Here is a 25,552-nt window from a genome sequence, read left to right as displayed (position 1 = left end):
GTCCGCGCGCGACATCGGGACGCAAGGACGTTTCGCCACCTTTATACCGCCCGATTTCCAGCCCAGATTGGCGGCGACCCGACGTTTTCGCCCCTCAACCCCCGGATCCGTATAGAAGCATGAGCATGACATTGACGCAGACAGACCAACCCGCCGAGCGGGATCTGAAGGCCGCCCTGATCAAGGGATGGCGCCGGAAATGCCCGAATTGTGGCTCAGGCCCCCTGATGAAAGACTATCTGAAGGTGCGCGACGCCTGCCCGGTCTGCCACGAAGAGCTGCACCATCACCGTGCCGACGACGGCCCCGCCTACCTGACGATCCTGATCGTCGGGCACCTGATGGCCCCGGCGCTGTTGACCGTGTTCACCATCTGGCAACCCGACCCGATGCTGTTGTTCACCGCTTTTGCTATTGGAACCGTCGGGTTGTCCCTATACCTTCTTCCCAGATTGAAAGGGGCACTGGTCGCATTCCAATGGGCGCGGCTGATGCACGGATTTGGGCGCTCCGGGTGATGTTTTCCCGCCGCGCGGCAGGGAAAGCGGAATGACTGACAAGACGGCGATCCGGAACGCGGCAACGGTGATCGTGCTGCGCGACCGGGAGACGGCACCGCAGGTGTTGATGGGGCAGCGCGGGGCCAAAGCGGTGTTCATGCCGAACAAGTTCGTCTTTCCGGGCGGCGCCGTCGACCGGGGCGATATCGACATCCCTCTGGCCGCGCCGATTCCGCAACCCTGCCATACCCGGCTGAGCGAGGGCACAGACCAGCCTGGCCTTGTGCACGCCCTGGGCGCCGCCGCGATCCGCGAATTGTGGGAAGAGACCGGCCTGATCCTGGGCCGCCCCGGCAGTTGGGACAACCCGCCGCCTGCCGATTGGCAGACCTTTGCCGCGCGCGGCTTCGTGCCTGACGCCTCGGCCCTGCGGTTCGTGTTTCGGGCGATAACCCCGCCGGGGCGGCCCCGGCGGTTCGACGCCCGGTTCTTCCTGATCGATGCCGATGCAGTCGCCACCGATCTCGATGATTTCGACGCCGCTTGCGATGAATTGTCGGCCCTGCAATGGATCCCGTTGGCAGAGGCGCGCAGCTTCGACCTGCCCTTCATCACCGAAGTCGTGCTGGCGGAGGTCGCGCAGCGTGTCAGCGATCCAACGCCGCCCGAAGGCGTTCCGTTCTTCTCCAATGACGACGAAAATCGCGAATTCCGGCGTCTGGCCGGGCAGATAGACCGCCAGGCGCGGATGGATTGACGCCCACGGGCCAGGCCGCGCCGGCCGTCACGCCACGACGATCAGGACCAGGACGCTGACGGTGATCAGGGCGATACCGGTGCCCTCGCGCCGAGTGATCCGCTCGCGAAAGAACAGCGCCCCGGCCAGCAGGCTCAGCACCACTTCGGCCTGGCCCACGGCATTGACATAGGCCGCATTCTGCAATGTGAAGGCGCTGAACCAGCAGAAGCTGCCCGCCAGGGACGCCAGGCCGACCCACCCCGCGATGCGCCAGGCCCGGAAAACGCGGGTGATCTGGCCCGGTTCGCGCAGTGCCAGCCACAGGATCATGGTGATCATCTGCACCGTCACCACCGCCGTCAGCGTGACCAATGCCCGGTACCACCCCTCTCCCGTCACCAACAGGCTGGCACCACGATAGGTGACCCCCGATATCGCGAAAAGCACCCCCGATCCGATGCCATAGACCGCCGCGCGGTTGCGGGTCCAGCCGCGCCAGCCATTGTTCAACTGCGGCGGATCGGCCAGCAGCAAGACGCCACCCAGCCCCAGCAGGATCGCGGTCAGCGCAGAGGGGCTGACCCCTTCTCCCAGGACCAGAAGGCCGACCAGAACGGCCATCAGGACCTCGGTCTTCTTCAGCGTGACGCCGACGGCGAAGTTCCTGCTTTTGAACAGCAATACCACCAGAACCGTGGCCAGGATCTGCGCCGCGCCGCCCGCCATCGCGTAGATCCAGAATTCGGGCCCCAACTGCGGCAGCCCCGGGGCCAACGCCCAAAGCGCGACCCAGACCAACGGCGCGGAGAAAACGAACCGTGCAAAGGTCGCGCCCGCGGCGCTGAGCGCGGCACGGGCCAGGGTTTTCTGCAACATGAAGCGCGCGGTCTGGAACACGACCGCCGCCAGCGTAAAGGCGATCCAGGCGGGCATGGCCCTCCCTGCCCTACTCCGCCCCCGGAGACCAGAGCGGATGCGGCACGGGGTCCTTGGTGCGGCCGAAATATCGGGTGAAAACCTCGGCATAGGAGCGATAGACATAGCCGTCATTGCGGGCCAGGTATTTCGCCCGGTGCTGACGATAAAGCGCCGGCAATTCATACCAGGGCCGGCGCGGATGCATGTGGTGGACGACGTGCAGGTTGTTGTTCAGGAACAGCAGGGCCAGCGGGCCGCGATCCTCGATGATGACGGTGCGGCCGCGGGCGCGTTCGTGGGCGCGATGTTCCAGGAACGTGCGGATTTTCAGGATCGAATGGGCCAGGTAGCTGCCCAGTAGCAACGCCCCGGCCGGGATCGTCGCCACCTGCGTCAACCACCAGACCACCGGCACCAGCCCGGCCAGGTGGCATAGCCATCCTGTCAGCACCCGGCGATCCCCGGCGCGGTGGGCGCGAATTTCCAGTGCGGCAAAACTGAGCGTGCCGATCACCGGTCCCAGGACCATCCGCCCGGCCAGGGTGTTGTTGACCACCAGCAGCGCCCTCATCGCGCGCGGCATCCGCGCCCATAGGGCGGGATCGTGAAAATTGCTTTCGGGATCGTCATAGGGGTCGGTCAGCACCTCGTCGCGGTGATGCGCCAGGTGGGTGTCGCGAAACCGGCAATAGGGCACGATCAGGCTGAGCGCCGGGAAGACCAGCGCCGCGTTCAGCCAGGGCCAGCGGGTCGGGTGGCCGTGGATCACCTCGTGACTGAGGGAGGAATGCAGCGCCGCCGTCACCGCCACGCCCGTCACCGCCAGGGGCAGCCAGAGCAGCGGCAACACCACCGTCGCCAATGCCCAACCCGCATAGCAGATCACGATCAGCCCCAGCGTCGGCCATTCGACGGCGGGCGCCACCCGCCTCACGCGAGACCCCAGGAGATGCGCGCCCAGACCCGTTCGTAGATGACATAGCAGACCATGCCGCTGGCAGCGTTGATCACCGCCATGCTGCCGCCGGTGGCTACCGACCCGGTGAAGATCCAGCCGACCGCCACCATCACCACCAATCCCAACAGGGTCCAGAGGCCTGCCTTTACCATCGTTCTGCGCCGCGTTTCCATGTCACCCCTTCATCTTTGCGATTTTGGCGAGGGTACGGCGGCATGGCCGGGTGAAACATTCGGAGAGCGGTTAACAAATCCGTCGTTTGGTGATATTTTCCAGAATATGCCAGATTTTGTCGACAAGCGTGACCGCGCGCAACAGTTCCGCACCCGCCTGAGTCAGGCGATGGCCAGCGCAGGCCAGACCCAAAGCGGGCTGGCCCGTCGGATCGGGGTGGATCGTTCCACCATCTCGCAGCTGATCGGAGGCAGCGGCGCGCGATTGCCCAATGCACAGGTGGTGGGCGAATGCGCTGCGGCCCTGGGGGTGTCGGCGGATTGGTTGCTGTCGCTGTCGGACCGGCCCGAGACCGCCGCCGACATGCTGGCCCACGCGACAGAACTGACGGCCGCGCCGCGGGCGTTGGTGGACGAACAGATCTTTGCCTGGCACGTGGAGACGGCGGGGTTCAAGATCCGCCATGTTCCGGCTTCCCTGCCGGACATGATGAAGACACAGGGCCTGCTGGAATGGGAATATGCGCCGCATCTGGCGCGGACCACGGCGCAGGCGATCGGGGCGTCGCAGGATCGGCTCAGCTGGATGCGGGCGTCCTCCTCCGATTACGAGATCGCCTTGCCGCTGCATGAGATGCAGAGCTTCGCCCGGGCAGAAGGCTATTACCGGGGCCTGTCCGACGAGGTCCGCAAAGAGCAGCTGACCCGGTTCATCGCCCTCACCGAAACCCTGTATCCAAGGCTCAGGCTGTACCTGTTCGATTCGCGGCGCATTTTCTCTGCTCCGGTCACCTTGTTCGGGCCGCGCCTTGCGGTGCTTTATGCCGGGCGGCACTATCTGGCCTTTCGCGACAACGAACGGGTCACCGCCCTGACCCGGCATTTCGACGAGTTGCTGCGTCAGGCCAGCGTCACCGCGCGCCAGATGCCGGATTTCCTGCGTGCCCTCCAGGCCGAGATCGACGGAAGCGTGACGCCCCCTTCCGATACGCCCGGACCGCTGGGGCCGATGCCCTGATCACCCCAACCGACGCCAGAGCCGAAGCGCCCTCCGACGCGGTTCGCATCTCAAAGCGGGTGCCCCTTCAAAGCGCCCGCCAAGTCGAAGCGCCTGTCACAATCATGGCGCCGCCACCGTCAAGGGACTTGGCCCCATCCAGACGACCAGCCATTGCAAGGCGCCAGACCCGGCTCCGTGCGGCTGTCCTCAGAACCCCTGTCCGATATGGCGCCCGGCGCCTTCTGGCGGTGGCAAAGTCGCCTGCGCCTCCGCCAGACGGGACAGGCGTTCCGCCAGGACAGGTGTCAATTCGCAGCTGCGCCGCGTCTCAAGGTCGACATGCAGCAACATATGCTCCCCGGTCGCCAACAGCCGATCGCCGGACCGCAGTTCATGCCACAGATGCATCCGTTTTCCCGCACCGGCCAGCACGCGGGTGGTCACCGCCAGATGCGCCCCGGCACGCACCTCGTCGATATGGCGAATATGGGTCTCAACCGTAAAGAAACTCTTTCCAGAGGCCACATAATCCGCATCGCAGCCCACCAGATCCATCAATTGATCGGTCGCGGTGGCAAAAACCTCCAGGTAGCGCGCCTCGGTCATGTGGCCGTTGTAATCCAGCCAGTCCAGCGGCACCGCCCGCGCCACCGTGGGCACCGGCTGTTCGGGGCTTGTGATCTCGGCATAGGTCGAGGCCAGGCCGGCCTCCGCCCGGCGGCGCGCGTCACCCCGTGCAAGAACCGCCCCGGCGCCCTGGTTCCGTCCCCGCAGGGCGCGCAGAATTGCGACCAGGCTGGCATCCCGCGCGTCCTCCAGCATGGCCAGGTCCGCGACGCCGGGCGGATCCTCCGATTGTTCGGCGATCCGGCGCGCCAACGCAGCATCCATGTCGGGCACGTCGGTCAGTCGGGACCAGGGCGCCTTGAGCTCTGGCGCGATCGCCTGCATGGCCCGCGCCATATCCGCCCCGGCGCCTGCGATCCGCGCCGCTTCGAACGGACCGCTCTGGGCCCAGGTCGGCCCCAGGCCCAGGCGGATCGCGGCGTCGACTTCCTGGGTGGTGGCGATCCCGTCCCGGATCAGCCACAGCGCCTCGCGCCACAGCGCCTGCGCCAGCCGGTCGGAGACATGGGCAGGCTGTTCGGCGCGCAATTGCAGCGGACGCATCCCGATGTCTTCCAACACGTCGACACAGCGCGCCATCACCGCCGCCCCGTTGCGATCCGATCCGACCAGTTCCACCAGCGGCAGCAGATAGACCGGCTGTACCGGATGGGCCACGACGATCTGTTCGGGACGTTTCGACATGGCCTGAAGGTCGGTCGGGGTGAAACTTCGGGTGGAGGAGCCCAGGACGACCCCCGGCTCCATGTAATCCTGCAACGTCTGGTAGAGCGTCTGCTTCAGTTCCAGCCGGTCAGGGACGCTTTCCTGGACCCAGTCCGCCCCGGCCACCGCCTCCGACATCAATCCGTGAAAGCTGAGCTGCCCGGCCTCCGGCAGCGCCACGTCTCCAAGGCCGGGCAACGCCAGGCGGGCGCGGTCGATCACCTGCGCGGTGCGGGCCTGCACCTCGGGCGCAGGATCGAACAGCCGCACGTTCCAGCCATGCAGCAGGAACCGCGCGGCCCAACCCGCGCCGATCACGCCCCCCCCGATGATCGCGGCGGTCGAGGTCATGGCCCTGGCCACCTGCCACGGCATCGCGGCGCGAAAACGGCCGGCACGGGGCACATCCCCCGGTTACTTGTCACACATAACGACATCGGCACCCCCCAGGCGCAACGCCCACAGCACAGCGCGGAACCCGCCCGCTGGCAAGCGTCAAGGCAGGCGCGACGGCAATCATTCGGGGGATGTGGTCCGAAAGTCATGATCCGGGATGGCCGGGCCACTGGTACCGGTCAAGGGTCCGGGGCAGCGGTACGTTCCGGGATCAGGTCACGTTCAGCCGGGGATCAATACGGCATCGGATGATCGCGATGCACCCCGTCCAGATCGGCCAGCACGTCGTCGGGCAGGACCAGGTCGGTGCCGGCCAGGATATGCTCCAGCTGATCGAAGGTCGTGGCGCCAAAGATGACCGAGGCCATGAACGGGCGCTGCGCCGCCCAGGCCAGCGCCATGTGCACCGGATCCAGGTTATGGCGATAGGCGACGTCCAGGTAATCGTCCACCGCCGGGAACACGCGCGGCGTCTTGCGGCCTCCCAGCTCGGGGACCAGTGTCATGCGGCTGCCGCGCGGCAGGGCGTTGCCCTGGTACTTGCCGGTCAGCAAACCAGCCGCCAGCGGCGAATAGGACAGCAGGCCGATGTCCTCGTTCAGGCAGGCCTCTGCCAGATCGGTGTCAAACAACCGGCAGAGCAGCGAATATTCGTTCTGGATGGCGGCCACACGCGGTCCGCCCCCCGCCTCGGCCAGGCGCAACCATTGCGCCACGCCCCAGGCCGTGTCGTTGGAGAGGCCGAAGGCCCGGATCTTGCCGGCGCGGCGCGCCTGTTCCAGCGCCTCCAGGCATTCGGCCATGTTGTCCAGCACCTCTGCCGGAGCCTGGCCGGAGGGGTCGTAATCCCAATATTGCCGAAAATGGTAGGAGCCGCGATTGGGCCAGTGGAATTGATAAAGGTCGACGTAATCCGTCTTCAGCCGTTGCAGCGAACCGTTCAGCGTCGGCGCGATGGTGGCGGCCGAGATCGGGGCCCCGTCGCGCACCGCCTCCAGCCCCTGACCGGAATGTTTCGTCGCGATCACCACGTCACCGCGCCGGGCGGCATTTTGCTCCACCCACTGGCCGATGATGCGTTCCGTCCGGCCGATCGTCTCTGCCTTGACGGGGTTGACCGGGTACATTTCCGCCGTGTCGATGAAATTGATGCCATGGGCCAGGGCGGCATCGATCTGGCGATGCGCCTCGGCGCTGCGGGTCTGGGTGCCCCAGGTCATGGAGCCCAGGCAATACTCCGTCACCGCGATCCCGGAGCGGCCCAGTTCATTCATCTTCATCGTGTGGCGCCCCTTGCGTCGGTCCAGTTCCGTTCCGGCCAAGGTAAGGAATTCGCCGGATATGTTCACCCCCCGAAACGCCCGCATCCGTGCAGGTGCCGGATTGCGGAGAAAATCGGGCCGGGATCGCGCATGCGGGCTGGTCTTCCTCGGCGCGCGGGACAACAAATGCGTCATGCGCCTGCTTCTCGGCTTTTCCGCCCTGTTCCTGTCGGTCATCCTGCTGCAACTGTCCTCGGGCGGGGTCGGACCGCTGGATGCCCTGTCGGGGATCGCCCTGGGGTTCACCCGGGCCGAGATCGGGATGCTGGGATCTGCGCATTTCCTGGGCTTCTTCCTGGGCTGCTGGGGCGCGCCGCGCCTGTTGGGTCGGGTCGGCCACGCGCGGGCCTTTTCCGCCTTTGCGGCATTGGGCGCGATCGGACTGATCAGCCACATGATGGTGGTCCACCCCTGGGCCTGGGCGCTGATGCGGGTGGCGACGGGATTGTGCGTCGCCGGAGCCTACACGGTGATCGAGGGCTGGCTGATGGCACGGCTGGACAATGCCGATCGGGGCCGGGTCACGGGGATCTACCGGGGGGTGGACATGGGAGCCTCGCTGGTGGCGCAACTGCTGATCGGGGTCCTGGCCCCGGCCTCCTACATCTCCTACAATATCCTCGCGATCCTGTGCTGCTGCGCGCTGCTGCCGCTGGCCATGTCGCGCGCGCCCGCCCCTGCCCTGACGCAGGCCCCGCGCCTGCGGCCCGGCCTGGCGCTGGCCGCCTCGCCGCTGGCGTGTTTCGCGGTCATCGTCTCGGCCCTGTCGGCGGCGACCTTTCGGATGATCGGGCCGCTTTATGGCCAGGAAGTCGGACTCCAGGCCGGGCAGATCGCCGGGTTCCTGGCACTATTCGTACTGGGCGGAGCGCTGGCGCAATACCCTGCCGGCTGGATGGCGGACAGGTTCGACCGGCGGCACGTGCTAGTCGGGCTGTCGGCGGCGTCGATCCTGACCTGCGCCACCTCAGCACTGACCGGCGGCGGCGCGGCGGGGACGCTGATCAATGCGTTCTTCTTTGGCCTTGCGACCTTCCCGGTCTATTCGGTGGCCGCCGCGCATGCGCATGATTTCGCCCGCAGCGAGGAACGCGCCGAACTGTCCGCCGCCCTGCTGTTCTTCTACGCAGTGGGGGCGATCGCGGCGCCCTATGGCGCCTCCCTGCTGATGTCGGCCCTTGGCCCGAGAGCGATCTTCGGAATGGTGGCCGCCGGTCACCTGGCGCTGCTGGGCTACTCCCTGCACCGGATGCGCGCCCGTCCGGCGCCCGCCCGCGAGGACCGGACCAGTTTTGTCTATGCCCCGCGCACGACCTTCGTGATCGGACGCCTGCTGCGCCGCGCACGCGAACGCCGCTGAGCGCGCCGGCCCCTCCGGAGGGCGGAAGCGTCTGGCATCCGCGCGCACAGAAGGGTAAGGGGGGCACAACAACACATACAGGGGGCGCACCATGGCTCGGCATCTCATCACCTCCGCCATTCCCTATATCAACGGGATCAAGCACCTGGGTAATCTCGTCGGTTCCCAGCTGCCGGCGGATCTTTACGCCCGGTATCAGCGCGCACGGGGCCACGAGGTCCTGTTCCTCTGCGCCACCGACGAACACGGCACGCCCGCCGAACTCGCTGCGGCCAAGGCCGGCAAGCCGGTGGCCGAATATTGCGCCGAGATGCATGACACCCAGGCCGAGCTGGCCCGGGGCTTCCGCTTGTCCTTCGATCATTTCGGGCGCTCTTCCTCGCCGCAGAACCACCAGCTGACCCAGCATTTGGCCGGGCGCCTGGCCGATGCCGGGCTGATCTACGAGGTCAGCGAGAAGCAGGTCTATTCCATTGCCGACGGCCGGTTCCTGCCCGACCGCTACATCGAGGGGACCTGCCCCAATTGCGGATTCGACAGCGCCCGGGGCGACCAATGCGACAATTGCACCAAGCAGTTGGATCCCGTTGACCTGATCGAACCCCATTCGACGATTTCGGGATCCACCGATCTGGAAATGCGCGAGACAAAGCATCTCTACCTCAAGCAGAGCGCGATGCGCGACCAGTTGGAAACATGGATCGACAGCAAGGACGATTGGCCGATCCTCACCACCTCCATCGCGAAGAAATGGCTGAATGACGGGGACGGGTTGCAGGATCGCGGGATCACCCGTGACCTGAGCTGGGGCATCCCCGTGAAACGCGGCGATACGGATTGGCCGGGCATGGAGGGCAAGGTCTTCTACGTCTGGTTCGACGCCCCCGTCGAATACATCGCCTGCGCCGCCGAATGGGCGGAGGCCGCCGGCGCCAAGGCCGCAGATTGGGAACGCTGGTGGCGCACCGGGGCGGGCGCGCAGGACGTGCGCTACACCCAGTTCATGGGCAAGGACAACGTGCCGTTCCATACCCTCAGCTTCCCGGCGACGATCCTCGGCTCCGGCGAGGATTGGAAACTGGTCGATTACATCAAGTCGTTCAACTACCTGAATTACGAGGGCGGCCAGTTCTCCACCTCGCGCGGGCGCGGGATCTTCATGGACCAGGCGCTGGACATCCTGCCGTCGGATTATTGGCGCTGGTGGCTGCTGAGCCATGCGCCCGAAAGCTCCGACGCGGAATTCACCTGGGAGAATTTCCAGACCTCGGTGAACAAGGATCTGGCCGATGTGCTGGGCAATTTCGTCTCGCGGGTCACGAAATTCTGCCGCTCCCGCTTTGGCGAGGTCGTGCCCGAAGGCGGCGCCACCGGGCCGCGCGAACAGGCGTTGATCACCGAGCTGACCGAGCGGCTGGCCCGCTATGATGCCCATATGGAGGCGATGGAAGTCCGCAAATCGGCACAGGAATTGCGGGCGATCTGGGCGGCGGGCAACGAGTACCTGCAATCCGCCGCACCCTGGGCAGTGTTCAAGGAAGACCCGGAGGAGGCCGCCGGCATCGTGCGCATGTCGTTGAACCTGGCTGCCTTCTATGCCGATCTCTCCGCACCCTTCATTCCCGATGCGGCCGCCGAACTGCGCAAATCTCTGGCGCTGGACAGTGCCGGCTGGCCGGACGACGTTGTCCTGGCCCTGTCGCGGCTGGCTCCCGGCCATGCCTTCACCGTACCGGAGAACCTGTTTCGCAAACTCACCGACGAGGAATGCGAAGACTGGGCTGCCCGCTTCCAGGGCACGCGGGACTGAACCGCCGGGGCTGGTCATGTCGGGGCGGCCGCTGCGCCCCCTTGCGCCAACCGCCCCGGCACCGGGCCAGACGCTCCGGCCTGGCGTGATCGCCGCACCGTATTGCCCCCCTTTTGCCTGGCGGCTGCTCCCTGGTCCGGGGGCAGCGACATCCCGGCCCCTGCCCCCCTCTGCCCCATGCCTCAGCCCTGCCCCTCGTCGCGAAGAGGGGCACGTCGCGCCTGCGCGCATCGGGCAGGGTGCTACCGCCATTTTAGCGCCAGGATCGACAGGTCATCCTCCAGCGCCGGGCTACCGCGCCATTGCGACAGCGCGCCCACGATCCGGTCGGGCAAGTCGGCGCTGACGCCGCCACGGCCCTCGCGAATCAGCCTCTGCAACCGGGTGCTGCCAAAGGGTATTTTCCGCGCATTCTCTGCCTCCGGCGCGGCGTCGGAACAGACCACCAGCGATCCGCCCGGCCGCAGGGTGATCACCCTGGTCTCGAAATCCGCGTCCGGGAACATCCCGACCGGATACCCGCCATACCCCACCGGCTCCACCGCCCCCTCTGGCGTCAGGTAGTAGGGTGAGGGATAGGCCGCCTGGCAATAGGACAGCCGCCCGCTATGGTTGTCGAGAACGCCGCAGAACATGCCGAAAGACTCGCCATTGTCCGGTATCCTGAATCGGGTGTTCAGCCGCCGGACCAAAGCCGCCGGATCTGGCGCGTCCGAATTTTTCAGCACGGCCGTGGCGAAATAATGCGGCGTGACCATATGCCCGATCGCCACGGACAGAAGCGCGGCCCGGATGCCCTGTCCCGCGACGTCGACCGCGTAGAAGGCCAGCATTCGATCATCCAGCGCAAAACACCCGAACATGTCTCCCGACACCACCGCCGAGGGCACGAAGGCGGAGGCGACCTGCGTATCCAGCATCCTCTGGCTTCTGGCCGGAAGCAGGCGGCGCTGGGCGTTCGCCGCGCTTTTCAGATCCGCGGTGATACGCTCATTCGCCTGCCGAAGGGTGCGCTGATGCCCGGCCATGTCGCCGGCGTGCCGAATAAACCGGCTGGCCGCCCGCAGACGGGCCTTCAACGCGGCAGAATCCCGCTCACGCGGCAGGAATGCGTCCGCCCCCGCCGCGAGTGCGGCGGACCGGGTGTCGTCCTGATCGCGCCCGGTCATCAGAATGATATGAACGTAGTGATCCAGGTCCAGTTCCCGCACCGCCCGGGTCAGCCCGATCCCGTCCACCTGGGGCAGCTTGCAGTCGCTGATCACGATCTGCGCCCCGCTGTGACGCAACAGTTTCAGTGCCTCAACCCCGTCTGCCGCCGACAGCGTGCGATAACCCAGCCCCTCGATCAGCCGGCCAAGGCTATGCCGGCGTCCGGGATGTTCACCGGCGACGACAACGTCAAGCGGTGCCATGAGCTGCCCCACATTCGCCAGGCCTGCCAGACCCCCAGCGGTGCATGAGAGACCGCTGCGGCCGCTGCCAAACACGGACCCTGCTGACCGTTGATCGTGAAAAACCCGTAAACTCCATCGTTTTTCCATGCCTCATGTGCCGCCGATCTGACCCTGCTCGTGGTCTAAGTGACACTAGCCCGCGCCTGCAGAGCGATGATACGGCGCAAAGGAGCCCTGCCAGTGCCATCCGCAGGCCCACCTGTGCATCAGGATAGGACATCTATGCGCCTGCCCCGGATCGAGGACAAAGCCCCCTCAGCCCCACAAGGTGCGACGGAACAGGGCTGAGATAATTTTTTCAGGAGAAATATGGTGCCCCCACACGGACTCGAACCGCGGACATCCTGATTACAAATCAGGCGCTCTACCAGCTGAGCTATAGGGGCCCCTGCGCGCTGGCGCGCGAAAGCAGGGCGTTGCTACCCCGGAACGGCCCGCTCTGCAAGCCCTCCGGACGGGGAACGATACGCAAGGCTAGCGGTTCGCCCGCGCCAGAAGGCCCACGGCGGCCAGCCCCACCAGGATGATCAGCAAGGCGGCCGGCGCGGCTTCGCCCAGCAGCTCCAGGCTGGCCTTGTCATGGGTCAGCGTGGCCAGCGTGTCGTAATTGAACGGGCGCAACAGCAGCGTCGCGGGCAGTTCCTTGACGCAATCAACGAAGACCAGCAGCAGCGCCGAGGCGAGGGAGCCGCGGATCAACGGGAATTGCACCTCCCGCAGCACCTGCCCGCGGCTGCGGCCCAGCGATCGCGCGGCCATCGGCAGCGAAGGCGCCACCCGCCCCATCGCCGCATCCGCAGCGCCCTGGGCGATGGCGAAGAACCGCACGCAATAGGCCAGCACCAGCGCAAAGGCGGTGCCGGTCAGGAACAGCCCCGGATCCCAGCCGGTGGCGGCCAGGATGCCGTCGGCCAGCACATGGTCCAGCGCCGCCAACGGGATCAGGATGCCGACCCCCAGCACCGCGCCCGGCGCGGCATAGCCGATCGTCGTCACCGGCAGCAGGACGCGGGGCAGCACGGCACCGGACAGGCGAACGCCGTAGACCAGAAAGACCGCCGCCAGCACCGTGACACAGGCGGCGATGCCCCCAACGATCAGCGTGTTCCACAAGGCCTGCACCAGGTCGGGATCGCCCCAGACCTCCACCTGGTCCAATGCATGGCCCGCGATCACCCCGCCCGGCAGGACGAAACCGGCGCCGAACGGCACCAGGCAGGCAAGCGTTGCCAGCAGGCCCGTCATGCCCGTCAACTGTTGCCGGGGCACCGGACGGTGGCGGGAGGAGAGGTTGTAGAACCGGGACCGCCGGCGGGAGGCCTTCTCGATCAGTACCAGCGCGACGATCAGCACCAGGATCACGCAGGACAATTGCGCCGCGCCGCCCGGATTGGAGCTTTGCAACCAGACGGAGAAGATGCCGGTGGTCAGCGTCTGTACGGCGAAATAATCCACCGCGCCGAAATCATTGACCGTTTCCATCATCACGATGGCCATGCCAGCGGCGATGGCGGGCCGGGCCAGGGGCAGGCCGACGCGCCGGAACCGGGCAAAGGGGCCCAGGCCGAGCGACATCGCGACCTCCTCGCCGCCGCCCGATTGCTCCCGAAAGGCGGCGCGGGCGAGCAGGTAGACATAAGGATAAAGCGCCGCGCTCAGCACCAGTACGGCGGCGGGCAAGGACCGGATCTCCGGAAACCAGTAGTCGCGCGCCGATTGCCAGCCAAACAGCCCACGCAGCGCGGTCTGCACCGGACCGGCATATTCCAGCAGATCCACCAGCGCATAGGCGCCGACATAGGCCGGGATCGCCAACGGCAGCAACAGCAACCATTCCAGCCAGCGCGACAGCGGGAACCGGTAACGCGTCAGCAACCAGGCCGCCCCGGTCCCCGCCATGCCGGTGACGATCCCCACCGACAGCATCAGGATCACCGTGCTGCGCAGGTAGCGCGGCAGGGTTGTGGACAGCAGATGCGGCCAGATGTTTTCCGTCGGCGTAAAGGCGATCCAGACCACCGACAGGATCGGAATCAGCACCAGCAGCGCGATCAATGCCGCGCCGACCGACCACGGGCCGGGCCACCGGATCTGCAAGGCCTTGCGCGCCGGAACCATAGTCTTCCCCTCGTCCGCCATGGCGGCTGAGTGCCCCAAACCGGTTTAACTGTCCAGTCGGCAGGCCTATATATGGACGAATCCCGCACCGACCCGGATCAGGTTACCTATGGAAGTTGTCATCCACGCCGGCGTTCACGCGACAGACGAGGACCGGCTGGTGAAATGCCTGCTGCGCAACAAGGAAAAGTTCCTTGAAACCGGCGTGGCGACCCCAGGCCCCTCGCGCTATCGGCAATTGCTGCGCGACGCGATGGTCGCGGTAGAGCGCGGCGCGGTGGAGCCGGGCGCGCGCGAAGTCCTGCTGGATGCCATCATGGAGCAGGACCACGTCAATCGCCTGCTGTTGTCGAGCGAGAATTTCTTCTGCAACCCCAAGCTGGCGATTTCCGGCGATCGGTTCTACCACCGCGCCGAACGGCGGTTGGCGGATTTCTGCACTCTCTTTGCTGGTGACGAGGTAGAGCTGTTCCTGGCGATCCGCGATCCCGGCACCTTCATCCCGGCCATCTTCGCCGCCTCCCCGGAGGAGGATTTCCCGACCTTCCTGCAAGACACCGACCCGACCCGCCTGCGCTGGTCCGAATTGATCACCCGCCTGCGGGACAACCTGCCCAACGTCGCTCTGACCGTCTGGTGCAACGAGGACACGCCCCTGATCTGGGCCGCGCTGGTGCGCGAGATCGCGGCGCAGGATCCCGACGCGCAGGTGCTGGGCGGCTACGATATCCTGCGGGAGATCATGTCGCGGGAGGGGATGCGCCGGTTCCGCGCCTATATCGACACCCATCCCGACCTGACCGAACGGCAGAAGCGCCGGGTGATCGCCGCCTTTCTCGACAAATATGCCGAGGAGGACAAGATCGCCGAAGAGGTCGATCTGCCCGGCTGGGACGACACGATGATGGATGTGCTGGCGGAGATTTACGAAGAAGACGTCGATGCGATCGAGCGGATGGACGGCGTCACCTTCATCGCGCCCTGACACCCGCGCCGTCCTGCCCCCGGCGCCCGCCCCGTCCTGACCCTTGCGCCACCTCGCCGCTTCGCGTCTTCTCACCGCTCCGTCGCGCACGGCCCGTCGCGCCCCGGCCCTGAAGAGGGCCGCGCCACGCGCCCACCCCTTCCCCTTGGCGTCCTGAACGGGTATCCCCGCGCCAACACGATTTCAGGGACCACGACGATCATGGCGATGGACAAGACCTTTGACGCGGCCGAAGCCGAGGCGCGCATTTACGAGACCTGGGAAAAAGCCGGCGCCTTCAAGGCCGGGGCCAATGCCTCCCGTTCGGAGACCTTCTCCATCATGATCCCGCCACCGAACGTGACCGGATCGCTGCATATGGGCCATGCCTTCAACAACACGTTGCAGGACATTCTGGTGCGCTGGAAACGGATGCAGGGCTTTGACACGCTGTGGCAGCCCGGCACCGATCACGCCGGTATCGCCACCCAGATGGTCACCGAACGCGAGATGGCCGCCAATGGCGAACCTACCCGCACCGAAATGGGGCGCGACGCCTTCATGGAACGGGTCTGGCAGCAGAAGATCAAGTCGCGCGGCACGATCATCGGCCAGCTGAAACGGCTGGGGGCCTCCTGCGATTGGTCGCGCGAGGCCTTTACCATGTCCGGCGCCCCCGGCGCGCCCGCCGGCGAGGATGGCAATTTCCACGACGCGGTGATCAAGGTCTTCGTGGACATGTACAACAAGGGGCTGATCTATCGCGGCAAGCGGCTGGTCAACTGGGATCCCCATTTTGAAACCGCGATCTCCGATCTGGAGGTCGAGAACGTCGAAGTCGCGGGCCACATGTGGCATTTCAAATACCCGCTGGCCGATGGCGCGACCTATGAATATCTGGAGAAGGACGAAGACGGCACCGTCCTCTTCCGCGAAGAACGGGATTACATCTCCATTGCCACCACGCGGCCCGAGACGATGCTGGGCGATGGCGCGGTCGCGGTGCACCCCTCGGATGAACGTTACGCGGCAATTGTCGGGAAATACTGCGAAATCCCGGTGGGGCCGAAAGAACACCGCCGCCTGATACCGATCATCACGGATGAATATCCCGATCCCACCTTCGGCTCCGGCGCGGTGAAGATCACCGGCGCGCATGATTTCAACGATTACCAGGTGGCCAAACGCGGCGGCATCCCGATGTATCGCCTGATGGACACCCGCGGTCGGATGCGCGCCGACGGCGCCCCCTATGCGGAAACCGCCGCCATCGCCATGCAGGTTGCCCGTGGTGACCGCAGCCTGACAGAGGCCGAGGCCGACGACCTGAACCTTGTCCCCGACGACCTGCGCGGGCTGGACCGGTTCGAGGCGCGTGAAAGGGTCATCGCCCAGATCACCGGCGAAGGTCTGGCCGTCATGACCCAGGCCACCGATCCGCGCCTGGGCAAAGCCGCCGCCAAGGCCCCCACCGCCCCGGAGGAAGGCGGGGAGGACCGCGCCGAACACCCTGTCCCGCTGGTGGAGGCCAAGACCATCATGCAGCCCTTCGGCGACCGGTCGAAAGTGGTGATCGAACCCATGCTGACGGATCAATGGTTCGTGGATACCGACCAGATCGTCGGCCCCGCACTGGAGGCCGTGCGCAACAAGACCACCACCATCCTGCCGGAGCGGGACGAAAAGGTCTATTTCCACTGGCTGGAGAATATCGAGCCCTGGTGCATCTCCCGCCAGCTGTGGTGGGGGCACCAGATCCCGGTGTGGTTCGACGACGAAGGCAACCAGTATTGCGCCCCGACCGAGGCCGAAGCCCAGGCCATGGCCCCGGGCAAGGCACTGACCCGCGACCCTGACGTACTCGACACCTGGTTCTCCTCCGGCCTCTGGCCGATCGGCACGCTGGGCTGGCCGGAAAACACCGAGGAACTGGCGAAGTATTTCCCCACCTCCGTTCTGGTCACAGGCTTCGACATCATCTTCTTCTGGGTCGCCCGAATGATGATGATGCAATATGCCGTGGTCGGCGACCGGCCCTTCGATACCGTCTATGTCCACGCGCTTGTCCGCGACGAGAAGGGCAAGAAGATGTCGAAATCGCTGGGCAATGTGCTCGATCCGCTGGACCTGATCGACGATTACGGCGCCGATGCCGTGCGGTTCACCCTGACGGCCATGGCGGCGATGGGGCGCGATCTGAAACTGTCCAAGGACCGGATCGCGGGCTATCGCAACTTCGGGACAAAGCTCTGGAACGCCGTGCGCTTCGCCGAGATGAACGGCGTCTATGCCGACGGGGCGCCCGTCGCCGACCGTCCGGCCACCAGCGCCACGCTGAACACCTGGATCGTCGGCGAAACCGCTCGCGTCCGGGAGGATGTCGACGCCGCGCTGGCGGCCTATCGCTTCGACGACGCGGCCAATGCGCTCTACCGGTTCGTCTGGGGCAAGGTCTGCGACTGGTACGTGGAATTCTCCAAGCCGCTGCTGCAGGACGACGCGCCGGAGAAGGCGGAGACACAGGCCGTCATGGGCTGGGTGCTGGATCAATGCATGATCCTGCTTCACCCGATCATGCCCTTCGTGACCGAAGAGCTCTGGTCCGCCACCGGCCATGACGGGATGCTGGTCCACGCCGATTGGCCGACCTATGGCAGCGATCTGATCGACCCGGCGGCGGATCGCGAAATGAACTGGGTCATCACCCTGATCGAGAACATCCGCTCGGCCCGCGCGCAGATGCATGTCCCCGCCGGCGCCCAGATCCCGATGGTCGTCACCCAGATCGACGCCCCCGGTCGCGCCGCCTGGGACCGGAACGTCGCGCTGATCAAGCGTCTGGCCCGTGTCGACAGCCTGGAAGACGCCGACGCCTTTCCCAAGGGCACGGTAACCATCCCCGCAGAGGGCGCCAATTTCGGCCTCCCCCTCGCAGGCGTGATCGATGTGGCGGCGGAAAAGGCGCGGCTGGAAAAGACACTGGGCAAGCTGGCAAAGGAAATCGGCGGCTTGGAAGGGCGATTGAAAAACCCCAAATTCGCCGAAAGCGCCCCGGCCGAGGTGGTCGAGGAAACCCGCGCCAACCTGGCCGCGCGTCTGGACGAACGGGCCAAGCTTCAGGCCGCGCTGGACCGCATGGCCGAACTGGGCTGACATCTCCTCGGCGCGCGCCTCCTGCGCGCGCGCCGCACCCCACCGGGGCCGCCCCCGATCTGCGCCGCCTCCTCGACCCCGCACCGAGAGGCTCCCCAATCCCTTCGGGCGAAAATACCGCAGGGGGTGAATTGAGCGCAGCTCAAGAGGGGGACAGCGTCCCCCTTCTCCTCCTTCATACCCGGCAAATCCGCCGCGCAGCCGCGCAGAACCAGGCGCCGGGCCTTAGCGCCCCACCCGCCCCATCCGCCGGGCCAGCCGCTGTTCCAGCTGCACCAGCCCGTCGTGGATCAGCACCGCGAACAACCCCACGATCAACCCGCCCTGCACCACGTAGGCGGTGTTGTTGGTCAGCAACCCGGCGATGATCACCTCTCCCAGGGTCCGGGCCGCGACAGTCGAACCGATGGTCGCGGTGCCCAGGGCGATCACGACCGACAGCCGGATACCGGTCAGCATCACCGGCAACGCCAGCGGCAATTCCACCCGCAGCAGCCGTTGCCAACGGTTCAACCCGATGCCGCGCGCTGCCTCGATCGTGGCGGGGGGCAGCGTCGTCAGCCCGGTCACCGCATTCTCGAAGATCGGCAGCAGGCCATAGAGAAACAGCGCCACCAGCGTCGGCCCCGCCCCGAATCCCAGGGCCGGCACCGCCAGCGCCAGCACAGCCACCGGCGGAAAGGTCTGGCCCAGATTGGTGATGGTGCGCGACAGCGGCCGGAACGGCGCGCCCGACGGTCGCGTGACCAGTACCGCCAGCGCCACGGCCACCAGCGTCGCCGCGCCGGCCGCCAACACCACCAGCCCCAGGTGGCTGAGCGACAGCGACAACAGCGACACCCGCTCGTAGATCACCGGCCCGCCCGCCGGGGCCAGCGGCGCCAGCACCGGCGCGAACCAGTCTGGCCGAAGCACCAGCGCCAGCAGCAGCGCCACCAGCGCCGCGCGCAAGGCGCCGCCACGCGAGGGCCGGGGCAGGTTCATCCGTGCTGCTCCGCCCGGGCGCGCAGCGCGGTGAGGGTTACGCGGCCCAATGGCCTGTTCCCGTCAACGACGGGCACGGCCTCCCGACCCGTCCACAGGCAGGCCGACAGCGCCTCCCGCAGGCTGGCGTCCGGGGCCAGCGAAGGGCCGTCGGCGGCGCCGTCCTCCAGCAGCTCCGACACCGGGATCAGCGACAACAGGCGCAGCGGCCGGTCCACGTCGCCCACCATCTCGGCCACGAAATCGGTGGCCGGGCGGGCGATGATCTCGGCCGGGGGGCCATGCTGAACCAGCCGCCCGGCATCCATCACCGCCACGCGGTCGCCCAGGCGGATCGCCTCCTCCATGTCGTGGGTGACCAGCAGGATGGTAGATCCCAATTGCCGCTGGATCCGTCGCAGATCGTCCTGCGCACGGGCCCGGATGATCGGGTCCAGAGCGCCGAAGGGTTCGTCCATCAACAGCAGGTCCGGTCGCGAGGCCAGCGCCCGCGCCACGCCGACCCGCTGCGCCTGGCCGCCGGACAATTCCGACGGGTACCGGTGGCGGAACTCCTCGGGCGCAAGGGAAAAGAGCGTCAGCAGCGCGTCCACCCGTGCCGCGATCTCTTCCCGCGACCACCCCAGCAATTCGGGCACCGCGCCGATATTGCGGGCCACGTCGTGATGCGGGAACAGACCATGGCCCTGGATCGCATAGCCGATGCGGCGGCGCAGCAGATGCGGCTTCATCCTGTGGGTCGCATCGCCATTGATCCGCACCTCGCCCGATGTGGGTTCCACCAACCGGTTGATCATCCGCAGCAGCGTCGTCTTGCCCGAACCGGAGGTCCCGACGATCACCGTGATGGTGCCGGTCTCGGCGGTCATCGACACGGCATCGACGGCGCGGCGCCCGTCGTAGACCTTGGTTATGGCGTCGATCTCGATCATGCGGGGGCCTCCGCTTTGGGGGTCTTGGGCGGCGGCGGCGTACCGCGGCCGGAGGGACGCGCCAGGTCAACCAGGATATCCATCACGATGGCCGCCACCAGCGCCAACAGCACCGTCGGCAGCGCGCCCAACAAGATCAGGTCCGTCGCCGTCTGGTTCAGTCCCTGGAAGACGAAGGTGCCGAAGCCGCCGCCGCCGATCAGCCCGGCAATCACCGCCAGCCCGATGTTCTGCACCAGCACGATGCGCAGCCCGGCCAGCAGCACGGGCAGGCCCAACGGCAACTCCACCCGAAACAGGCGTTGGCGCGGGGTCATTCCCATGCCGCGCGCGGCCTCCAGCGCGGCGGCGGGCACGGCGGCCAGCCCGGCAACGGTGTTGCCCACCACCGGCAACAGTGAGTAGAGGACCAGCGCCAGGAAGGCCGGGGCGAACCCGATGCCCGCGATGCCCAGGGCACGCGCGCCCGGCAGGCTGTCGCCCACCCAGCCCAGAACCGGGATCATCAGGCCGAACATCGCCAGCGACGGAATCGTTTGCAAGAACGACAGAACCGGCAGCACCGCATCGCGCATCCGCATCCGGCGGGCGCAGTAGATTCCCAGCGGAAAGCCGATGCAGGCCGCCGCCGCCAAGGAGCCGAAGGCCAGACCCAGGTGACGCAACGCCGCATCAGCGAAGGCATCGGCGCGGCTGAAATATTCCTGCGCGATCGACAGATCCGCCAGCGCGCCTGAGGCCAGCACCGCCCCCAGGGCCGCCAATCCCGCCGCCAGCAGGACCGCCCGCAGGCGCGGTCCCGGCGACATCTGCGCAAGCGCGTCGGCCAGCAGCATCAACAGGATCACCAGCAGGCACCAGAACCCAGCGGCCGGCGAAACGCGGGCATATTCCCCCGCGCCCTCCAACAGGGCAGAAGCGCCCCGCGTCAGCAGCCACAGCAGCCCCGCCAGCCCCAGCCCGGCCCCCGCCAGCCGCACTCGCGGCCAGGCGGCGGGCAGGCCCAGCAGCAGCCCCGCGATCACCGCGAACAGCCCCGACAGGCCGGTGGTCGCGCCGGGCAGCTCCCAGGCGCGCGCCCCCTGCCCCGTGACAATGCGGTTGGCGGCCAGCGTCAGCACCGGCGCCGTGGTCAGCGCCAGTCCCAACACCGCGAACAGCACGCCGGGCGGGGACAAGGCCGTTGCGGCCCCGCGAGGGGTCATGACCCTGTCGATCAGTCCAGGATCCCGGCCTGGGTCAGGTAGTCGCGAGCGACGGATTCGGCCGGTTCACCGCCAACCTGGATGCGGCCGTTCAGCTTTTGCAGGGTGGCCATGTCCAGCCCGGCCATGATCGGGTTCAGGATCTCGGGGATGGCGGGATATTCGGCCAGCACGGCGTCGCGGATGATCGGGGCGGGTTCATAGACCGGCTGCACGCCCTTGTCATCCGCCATCACCACCAGCCCGGTGGCACCCACACCGCCATCGGTGCCGTAAACCATCGCCGCATTCACACCCGAGGTGCCGCGCGCCGCCGCCTGGATCGTCGCCGCCGTGTCGCCGCCCGACAGGATTACCGTCTGGTCCTGCGACAGGGAGAAGCCGTAGGTCTCCTGCATCGCCGGTAGCACGGCGGGGGAGGAGACGAATTCGGTCGATGCAGCCAGTTTGACCTCTCCGCCCCCGGCGACCCAGGTGCCGAATTCCGACATGGTGGTCAGCCCGTTCTCCGAGGCGACCGGCCCGGTCAGGGCGATCGCCCAGGTGTTGTTGGCGGGGGCGCTGTCAAGCCAGGTGATGGCGTTATCGCTATCCAGTTCGGCGGCGCGGGCATGGGCCTTGGCCGCATCCTTCCACACGTCGCTGTCGGCCTCGTTGAAGAAGAACGCAGCGTTGCCGGTATATTCGGGGTAGATGTCGATCTGCCCGGCCAGGATGGCTTCCCGGACGACCTGGGTGCCGCCCAGCTGCAAGCGCCGTTCGACGGGCAGGCCGGCGTCTTCCAGGGCCAGGGCGATGATGTTGCCCAGCAGGCCGCCCTCGGTGTCGATCTTGGAGGACACGGTAATGTCCGCCTGTGCGGACCCCGCCAGCGCAAGGGCCAGACCGGTGCCGAGTAGGATGGTGGTTTTCATGACGGGATCGTCTCCTTGAACGCGGGTCGGGGCGTGCGATGCGCGCCCTGCTTCGCCTCAATGTAGCGGCAGATTCCCAAAGGCAAAGGTGCGGGGCCCGGCCTTTTTCGACGAAAATGCGACGCCTCTTCACATTCCGGTGGCTGCGCCCGCGACCCGCTTTGACCGGTCCGGCTACGCCCCCGCGCCAGGGCGCTTGGCAAGTGCCCCCTCGCGTCGGTCGATGCGCAGGACCGACAGGGCCGAGACCAGGCCCGCAAGGCTGGCCAACGCCATCAGACCCGGCAGCAACCACACCCCCTGCTCGGCCGAAACGACGGCCCCGGTCAGCGTCGACAGCACGGCGCCAAATCCCACGATCATCGCGCTGCTGACCCCGGAGGCCGTGCCGGCCAGGTGCGGCCGCACCGACAGCGCCCCGGCGGAGGCATTGGGCGTGGTCAGCCCGTTGCCGATTCCCGACAGCACCATCGCGCCAAAGAACAGCGGCACGGACACGATGCCGAACGCCAGCAGGACCGTTGCGCCGCCCAGCCCCACCAGTGCGACCACGCGCCCGGCCAGCATCATCGCGGTGATCGACACCCGCGCATTCAGCCGTGTCGACAGCCCGGCCCCCAGCATGAAACCCAGGGTGATGGTGCCCATGAAGACGCCCAGCCGCGCAGTGGTCATGCCGAACACCGCCTTCACCACCAACGGGGCGCCGGCGATGAAGATGTAGAACGTACCGACGGAGAACCCCATGCAGGTCGCGTAGCCCCAGAACCGGCGAGAGCGGAACAGCTCGGGATAGCTAGCGAATTGCGTGGCAAAGCTGCGAGAGCGCTGGTGATGCGTTTCCCCCAGATCCAGCCAGGCGATGGCGAACAGGATCGCCCCACCGCCGCAATAGGCCCAGAAGCTGGCCCGCCAGCCGAAGGCGGAATCGAGAAATCCGCCGATCGTCGGTCCCACCATCGGCGCGACCGCCATCATGAAGGCCACCAGGGACATCTTCTTCGCCGCCTCCCTGGTCTCGAACATGTCGCGGATCACCGCCCGGCTCAGCGCCATGCCGGCGCCGACGCCGGTCTGACAGATCCGCGCGACCAGGAAGACCGTGAAACTTTCGGTCAGCGCACAGACCAGCGAGGCCAAGGCAAAGATCGCCAGCCCGCCCAGCAGCAGCGGCCGCCGCCCGTAGCGGTCCGACAGCGGCCCGACCAGGACCTGCACCACCGCTGTCACCGCCAGGTAGCCGCCGATGGCCAGGCTCATCACCCCGTAATCCACGTCGAAATCCGCGGCCATGTGGGCCAGAGAGGGCGCGAACATGTTCAGCGACATGACCGAAGCGCCGGTCAGCATGATCAGGGTCAGCAGGTGGGGCGGGGTCTTTGCAGGGCGCAGCATTCAGGGGTCCGTCGCAGTTTCGTGCGCATCTGGCACGGGGACTGACCGAATGGCAAATGTATTGTCTGACGAGTCAAATCGCCACCGCCGCCGGGGCGCCGCCGGCGGTGGCGGCGGTTACGTCCGGCCCGGCCGGTCCTGGTCGGCCCCTGAATCGTCCGATTGCGTCGCCGCCAGGTCTGCTTCCGGGTTGCCCCCTGTGGCCGCTCCGGGGTCGGCCTGCCCGATGCCCCGGAACACCGCGCGGAACGGCAGCGCCCACAACAGGCCCAGCCCGACATAGACCACCAGTTCCACCACCATCGATGGTCGGTCCAGCCAGTTCAGAATGGAAATCGCAGCCACGATGTAGACCGGCAGACCGATCAGCAGGATGACCAACGCCCAGCGGCGCCGTGCCTTGTAGCTCAGCGCCATGGCCGGGCTCCTTCAGGTTGGCCCGGCCGCGCCGGGGGCAAGGATGGGCCCGCACATGCGCGCGGAGCCCGAGAGGCAGCGCCCCGGACGGTCAATCGGAGAACGGATCGGTGACCAGAATCGTGTCTTCCCGCTCAGGCGAGGTTGACAGAAGGGCCACGGGGCATTCGATCAGCTCTTCGACCCGGCGCACGTACTTGATCGCATTGGCCGGCAGATCAGCCCAGCTGCGGGCGCCTTCGGTCGATTCGCTCCAGCCCGGCATTTCCTCGTAGATCGGCGTGCAACGGGCCTGCTGATCGGCGGCGATGGGCAGATAATCCAGCCGCTCCCCGTCCAGCTCGTAGCCGGTGCAGATCTTCAGTGTCTCGAACCCGTCCAGCACGTCCAGCTTGGTCAGGGCGATGCCGGTCACGCCGCTGGTCACGCAGGTCTGGCGCACCAGGCAGGCGTCGAACCAGCCGCAGCGCCGCTTGCGCCCGGTGGTGGTGCCGAATTCATGGCCCTGTTCCCCCAGGCGCTGGCCGTTCTCGTCGTCCAGCTCTGTCGGGAACGGACCTTCGCCAACGCGGGTCGTGTAGGCCTTGACGATGCCCAGCACGAAATCGATCGAACCGGGGCCAACCCCGGTGCCCGTCGCCGCCTGCCCCGCGATCACGTTGGACGAGGTGACAAAGGGGTAGGTGCCGAAATCAATATCCAGCAGCGCGCCCTGCGCGCCCTCGAACAGGATGCGGTTGCCGGCGCGACGCTTCTCGTTCAGCACCTTCCAGACCGGGGCGGCATAGGGCAGGATCTTGCTCGCGATCTCCTTCAGCTGGGCGATCAGCCCATCGCGGTCCACGGCGTCGATGCCCAGGCCGCGGCGCAGCGGATCATGGTGCTGCAAGGCGCGGTCAACACGGGCGATCAACGTCGCCTCGTCGGCCAGGTCCGCCACACGGATGGCACGGCGGCCGACCTTGTCCTCGTAGGCCGGGCCGATGCCACGGCCCGTGGTGCCGATCTTCGTGCCTTTGGATGCGGCTTCTTCCCGCGCGCGGTCCAACTCCCCGTGCAGGGGCAGGATCAGCGGCGTGTTCTCCGCGATCATCAGCGTCTGGGGCGTGATCTCCACCCCCTGTTTCTGGACCGTCTCGATCTCGGTCACCAGATGCCAGGGATCCAGCACCACACCGTTGCCGATCACCGACAGCTTGCCGCCGCGCACCACGCCGGACGGCAGCGCGTGCAGCTTGAACACCTCGCCATCAATGACCAGCGTGTGACCGGCGTTGTGACCGCCCTGGAAGCGGCAGATCACGTCTGCCCGTTCGGACAGCCAATCAACGATCTTTCCCTTACCTTCGTCACCCCACTGGGCTCCGACGACGACGACATTGGCCATGCTCATACTCCCTGAGGCGAAAACCCGCGCCGGTATAGCGAAGGCCGGTCGGGCGTGAAACCACAATCTGCGGCCTGCGCGCCGGGCCGCTCTCGCGGGGGCGGTCACTTGGACTGGA

At 66.9% G+C, this 25,552-nt stretch carries 21 protein-coding genes and 1 tRNA gene; 7 read left to right on the top strand and 15 right to left on the bottom strand.

Annotated features, from left to right (window positions below; translation table 11 throughout):
* Nucleotides 1–125: 125 nt before the first annotated feature.
* Both G5A46_RS10640 and G5A46_RS10635 read left to right on the top strand, forming a co-directional pair.
* Nucleotides 126–518 (top strand): DUF983 domain-containing protein, encoded by a 393-nt coding sequence (locus tag G5A46_RS10640; protein WP_239520752.1) that lies wholly within the window; start codon nucleotides 126–128, stop codon nucleotides 516–518.
* 31 nt (nucleotides 519–549) lie between these two features.
* Entirely contained in the window at nucleotides 550–1,257 is a 708-nt protein-coding gene (locus G5A46_RS10635) for an NUDIX hydrolase (protein WP_163849372.1), read from the top strand.
* 27 nt (nucleotides 1,258–1,284) lie between these two features.
* Here the strand turns inward: G5A46_RS10635 and G5A46_RS10630 are convergent, their stop codons facing one another.
* From G5A46_RS10630 to G5A46_RS10620, 3 genes are read right to left on the bottom strand one after another with little or no spacing between them, the layout of a single operon-like run.
* Nucleotides 1,285–2,172 carry a DMT family transporter gene (locus tag G5A46_RS10630; protein ID WP_163849371.1) on the bottom strand — a complete coding sequence of 296 codons (888 nt, stop codon included), beginning with the start codon at nucleotides 2,170–2,172 and terminating at the stop codon, nucleotides 1,285–1,287.
* A gap of 13 nt (nucleotides 2,173–2,185) precedes the next feature.
* Complete coding sequence (locus G5A46_RS10625) at nucleotides 2,186–3,091, bottom strand: fatty acid desaturase (RefSeq protein ID WP_163849370.1); 906 nt, start codon at nucleotides 3,089–3,091, stop codon at nucleotides 2,186–2,188.
* Entirely contained in the window at nucleotides 3,088–3,267 is a 180-nt protein-coding gene (locus G5A46_RS10620) for a DUF2061 domain-containing protein (protein WP_338050029.1), read from the bottom strand. The genes G5A46_RS10625 and G5A46_RS10620 overlap by 4 nt, the downstream gene beginning before the upstream one ends.
* Nucleotides 3,268–3,394: 127 nt before the next feature.
* Between G5A46_RS10620 and G5A46_RS10615 the strand changes: the two genes are divergently transcribed.
* The gene (locus G5A46_RS10615; protein ID WP_163849368.1) at nucleotides 3,395–4,306 is read left to right on the top strand and encodes a helix-turn-helix domain-containing protein; all 912 of its coding nucleotides are present in this window, start codon (nucleotides 3,395–3,397) and stop codon (nucleotides 4,304–4,306) included.
* A gap of 189 nt (nucleotides 4,307–4,495) precedes the next feature.
* On the opposite strand, the gene G5A46_RS10610 is transcribed toward G5A46_RS10615, so the two are convergent.
* Nucleotides 4,496–5,971 (bottom strand): carnitine 3-dehydrogenase, encoded by a 1,476-nt coding sequence (locus G5A46_RS10610; RefSeq protein WP_163849367.1) that lies wholly within the window; start codon nucleotides 5,969–5,971, stop codon nucleotides 4,496–4,498.
* 278 nt (nucleotides 5,972–6,249) lie between these two features.
* Nucleotides 6,250–7,296: an aldo/keto reductase gene (locus G5A46_RS10605; RefSeq protein ID WP_163849366.1), complete on the bottom strand. Its 1,047-nt coding sequence runs from the start codon at nucleotides 7,294–7,296 to the stop codon at nucleotides 6,250–6,252.
* 175 nt (nucleotides 7,297–7,471) lie between these two features.
* On the opposite strand from G5A46_RS10605, the gene G5A46_RS10600 reads away from it, so the two are divergent.
* Nucleotides 7,472–8,698, top strand: a complete 1,227-nt coding sequence (locus G5A46_RS10600) for an MFS transporter (RefSeq protein ID WP_163849980.1) — start codon at nucleotides 7,472–7,474, stop codon at nucleotides 8,696–8,698.
* A 91-nt stretch (nucleotides 8,699–8,789) separates the two neighbouring features.
* Entirely contained in the window at nucleotides 8,790–10,508 is a 1,719-nt protein-coding gene (gene metG, locus G5A46_RS10595) for a methionine--tRNA ligase (RefSeq protein WP_163849365.1), read from the top strand.
* A gap of 242 nt (nucleotides 10,509–10,750) precedes the next feature.
* Here metG and G5A46_RS10590 read toward each other — a convergent pair whose 3' ends face one another.
* The 3 genes from G5A46_RS10590 to G5A46_RS10580 all read right to left on the bottom strand — a co-directional run bounded on the left by G5A46_RS10590 (nucleotide 10,751) and on the right by G5A46_RS10580 (nucleotide 14,104).
* Entirely contained in the window at nucleotides 10,751–11,923 is a 1,173-nt protein-coding gene (locus tag G5A46_RS10590) for a PP2C family protein-serine/threonine phosphatase (RefSeq protein ID WP_163849364.1), read from the bottom strand.
* Between the two features lie 352 nt (nucleotides 11,924–12,275).
* Nucleotides 12,276–12,351: transfer RNA gene (locus G5A46_RS10585), tRNA-Thr, on the bottom strand.
* Between the two features lie 88 nt (nucleotides 12,352–12,439).
* Nucleotides 12,440–14,104, bottom strand: a complete 1,665-nt coding sequence (locus tag G5A46_RS10580; protein WP_163849363.1) for an ABC transporter permease — start codon at nucleotides 14,102–14,104, stop codon at nucleotides 12,440–12,442.
* A gap of 88 nt (nucleotides 14,105–14,192) precedes the next feature.
* Here G5A46_RS10580 and G5A46_RS10575 point away from each other — a divergent pair, with 88 nt between their 5' ends.
* Together G5A46_RS10575 and G5A46_RS10570 are read left to right on the top strand one after the other, a co-directional pair.
* Nucleotides 14,193–15,068, top strand: a complete 876-nt coding sequence (locus G5A46_RS10575; protein WP_163849362.1) for a hypothetical protein — start codon at nucleotides 14,193–14,195, stop codon at nucleotides 15,066–15,068.
* A gap of 201 nt (nucleotides 15,069–15,269) precedes the next feature.
* On the top strand, nucleotides 15,270–18,200 hold the full coding sequence (locus G5A46_RS10570) for a valine--tRNA ligase (RefSeq protein WP_163849361.1): 2,931 nt from the start codon (nucleotides 15,270–15,272) through the stop codon (nucleotides 18,198–18,200).
* A 225-nt stretch (nucleotides 18,201–18,425) separates the two neighbouring features.
* Here the strand turns inward: G5A46_RS10570 and G5A46_RS10565 are convergent, their stop codons facing one another.
* The 7 genes from G5A46_RS10565 to G5A46_RS10535 form a co-directional block, all read right to left on the bottom strand.
* Entirely contained in the window at nucleotides 18,426–19,184 is a 759-nt protein-coding gene (locus G5A46_RS10565; protein WP_163849360.1) for an ABC transporter permease, read from the bottom strand.
* The gene (locus G5A46_RS10560; protein WP_163849359.1) at nucleotides 19,181–20,116 is read right to left on the bottom strand and encodes an ABC transporter ATP-binding protein; all 936 of its coding nucleotides are present in this window, start codon (nucleotides 20,114–20,116) and stop codon (nucleotides 19,181–19,183) included. The genes G5A46_RS10565 and G5A46_RS10560 overlap by 4 nt, the downstream gene beginning before the upstream one ends.
* The gene (locus tag G5A46_RS10555; RefSeq protein WP_163849358.1) at nucleotides 20,113–21,321 is read right to left on the bottom strand and encodes an ABC transporter permease; all 1,209 of its coding nucleotides are present in this window, start codon (nucleotides 21,319–21,321) and stop codon (nucleotides 20,113–20,115) included. Before G5A46_RS10555 ends, G5A46_RS10560 begins: the two co-directional genes overlap by 4 nt.
* Before the next feature lie 11 nt (nucleotides 21,322–21,332).
* Nucleotides 21,333–22,235, bottom strand: coding sequence for a glycine betaine ABC transporter substrate-binding protein OsmF (osmF, locus tag G5A46_RS10550; protein WP_163849357.1), 903 nt, complete (start codon nucleotides 22,233–22,235; stop codon nucleotides 21,333–21,335).
* Nucleotides 22,236–22,409: 174 nt separating this feature from the next.
* On the bottom strand, nucleotides 22,410–23,630 hold the full coding sequence (locus G5A46_RS10545) for a multidrug effflux MFS transporter (RefSeq protein WP_204318725.1): 1,221 nt from the start codon (nucleotides 23,628–23,630) through the stop codon (nucleotides 22,410–22,412).
* A gap of 117 nt (nucleotides 23,631–23,747) precedes the next feature.
* Nucleotides 23,748–24,047 carry a DUF2842 domain-containing protein gene (locus G5A46_RS10540; protein ID WP_163849356.1) on the bottom strand — a complete coding sequence of 100 codons (300 nt, stop codon included), beginning with the start codon at nucleotides 24,045–24,047 and terminating at the stop codon, nucleotides 23,748–23,750.
* Between the two features lie 91 nt (nucleotides 24,048–24,138).
* Nucleotides 24,139–25,434: an adenylosuccinate synthase gene (locus G5A46_RS10535; protein ID WP_163849355.1), complete on the bottom strand. Its 1,296-nt coding sequence runs from the start codon at nucleotides 25,432–25,434 to the stop codon at nucleotides 24,139–24,141.
* Between the last annotated feature and the right edge of the window lie 118 nt (nucleotides 25,435–25,552).

This window comes from Pseudooceanicola aestuarii (assembly GCF_010614805.1).
In the GTDB taxonomy this organism is placed as follows: Bacteria; Pseudomonadota; Alphaproteobacteria; order Rhodobacterales; family Rhodobacteraceae; genus Pseudooceanicola; species Pseudooceanicola aestuarii.
Note: the sequence above shows the minus strand (reverse complement) of the source record. Positions and strands in the feature narration are given on the sequence as shown.

What these genes read in the sequence shown, in the direction of transcription:
- G5A46_RS10640 (WP_239520752.1), top strand. Translation starts at nt 126, where the DNA reads ATGACATTGACGCAGACAGACCAACCCGCCGAGCGGGATCTGAAGGCC.
- G5A46_RS10635 (WP_163849372.1), top strand. Translation starts at nt 550, where the DNA reads ATGACTGACAAGACGGCGATCCGGAACGCGGCAACGGTGATCGTGCTG.
- G5A46_RS10630 (WP_163849371.1), bottom strand. Translation starts at nt 2,172, where the DNA reads ATGCCCGCCTGGATCGCCTTTACGCTGGCGGCGGTCGTGTTCCAGACC.
- G5A46_RS10620 (WP_338050029.1), bottom strand. Translation starts at nt 3,267, where the DNA reads ATGGTAAAGGCAGGCCTCTGGACCCTGTTGGGATTGGTGGTGATGGTG.
- G5A46_RS10615 (WP_163849368.1), top strand. Translation starts at nt 3,395, where the DNA reads ATGCCAGATTTTGTCGACAAGCGTGACCGCGCGCAACAGTTCCGCACC.
- G5A46_RS10610 (WP_163849367.1), bottom strand. Translation starts at nt 5,971, where the DNA reads ATGACCTCGACCGCCGCGATCATCGGGGGGGGCGTGATCGGCGCGGGT.
- G5A46_RS10605 (WP_163849366.1), bottom strand. Translation starts at nt 7,296, where the DNA reads ATGAAGATGAATGAACTGGGCCGCTCCGGGATCGCGGTGACGGAGTAT.
- G5A46_RS10600 (WP_163849980.1), top strand. Translation starts at nt 7,472, where the DNA reads ATGCGCCTGCTTCTCGGCTTTTCCGCCCTGTTCCTGTCGGTCATCCTG.
- metG (WP_163849365.1), top strand. Translation starts at nt 8,790, where the DNA reads ATGGCTCGGCATCTCATCACCTCCGCCATTCCCTATATCAACGGGATC.
- G5A46_RS10590 (WP_163849364.1), bottom strand. Translation starts at nt 11,923, where the DNA reads ATGGCACCGCTTGACGTTGTCGTCGCCGGTGAACATCCCGGACGCCGG.
- G5A46_RS10580 (WP_163849363.1), bottom strand. Translation starts at nt 14,104, where the DNA reads ATGGCGGACGAGGGGAAGACTATGGTTCCGGCGCGCAAGGCCTTGCAG.
- G5A46_RS10575 (WP_163849362.1), top strand. Translation starts at nt 14,193, where the DNA reads ATGGAAGTTGTCATCCACGCCGGCGTTCACGCGACAGACGAGGACCGG.
- G5A46_RS10570 (WP_163849361.1), top strand. Translation starts at nt 15,270, where the DNA reads ATGGCGATGGACAAGACCTTTGACGCGGCCGAAGCCGAGGCGCGCATT.
- G5A46_RS10565 (WP_163849360.1), bottom strand. Translation starts at nt 19,184, where the DNA reads ATGAACCTGCCCCGGCCCTCGCGTGGCGGCGCCTTGCGCGCGGCGCTG.
- G5A46_RS10560 (WP_163849359.1), bottom strand. Translation starts at nt 20,116, where the DNA reads ATGATCGAGATCGACGCCATAACCAAGGTCTACGACGGGCGCCGCGCC.
- G5A46_RS10555 (WP_163849358.1), bottom strand. Translation starts at nt 21,321, where the DNA reads ATGACCCCTCGCGGGGCCGCAACGGCCTTGTCCCCGCCCGGCGTGCTG.
- osmF (WP_163849357.1), bottom strand. Translation starts at nt 22,235, where the DNA reads ATGAAAACCACCATCCTACTCGGCACCGGTCTGGCCCTTGCGCTGGCG.
- G5A46_RS10545 (WP_204318725.1), bottom strand. Translation starts at nt 23,630, where the DNA reads ATGCTGCGCCCTGCAAAGACCCCGCCCCACCTGCTGACCCTGATCATG.
- G5A46_RS10540 (WP_163849356.1), bottom strand. Translation starts at nt 24,047, where the DNA reads ATGGCGCTGAGCTACAAGGCACGGCGCCGCTGGGCGTTGGTCATCCTG.
- G5A46_RS10535 (WP_163849355.1), bottom strand. Translation starts at nt 25,434, where the DNA reads ATGGCCAATGTCGTCGTCGTCGGAGCCCAGTGGGGTGACGAAGGTAAG.